This window comes from Bradyrhizobium sp. MI1.3 (genome assembly GCF_055811695.1).
The window spans coordinates 1-691 of record NZ_JBVVPQ010000233.1 but is presented as its reverse complement, the minus strand read 5'-3'; the positions used below and the strand labels follow the sequence as shown (position 1 = coordinate 691).

The 691-nt window shown below is 62.4% G+C and carries 1 protein-coding gene; it reads right to left on the bottom strand.

Annotation, left to right across the window (positions count from 1 at the left end):
- Positions 1-691, bottom strand: a 691-nt coding sequence (locus tag AC0L3A_RS40805) for an IS256 family transposase (protein WP_473256589.1), incomplete at both ends; no start/stop codon positions are given.

The window sequence follows — 691 nt, the reverse complement described above, 5'->3', positions numbered from 1 at the left end:
GGTCGGTCGGCTTGGCGATGACCTCGATCCCGTCGTTGAATGTCACACCGAGAAGAAGTTTTGGCAACTGGTTGTGTCCGTCGAGCCGTCGCCAGCTTTTCTGTGCGCCCTCAAGCAATTTGAAGACCATTGCTAGGGCAGTCCTGTTGGACAGACAGCCCTTCGATCGGATCGTGCGATGGCGCACGGTGGCGAAGGTGCTTTCAATGGGGTTGGTGGTCCGTAAGTGTTTCCAATGCTCGGCCGGGAAGTCGTAGAATGCCAGCAGCGTATCCCGATCCTTGGCCAGGCAGTCGGCCGCCTTGTCGTATTTCAACGCGTAGCTCTCGATGAATGCCTCGAACGCCAGCTCGGCTGTGGCCTTGGTTTCGGCCATCCAGATCTCCTGCAACGCGCGTTTGGCTTTCGGGTGCTGGTTCTTCGGCAGTTTGCCGAGCACGTTGGCGGTCTTGTGCACCCAACAGCGCTGCTCGCGCGTTTTCGGCCAGACCTCACCGGCGGCCTTCCAGAACCCGAGTGCGCCGTCGGCGATGGTGAGCCGCGGCGGCACGCCGAGCCCGCGCCGCTTCAGATCGAGCAGCAGATCGCGCCAGTCGTGCGCGCTCTCGCGGGCCCCATCGGTGAAGCCGACCAGTTCCTTGCGGCCTTCCGGCGTCGCGCCGATCAGCACCAGGATGCACTGCTTTTCGTC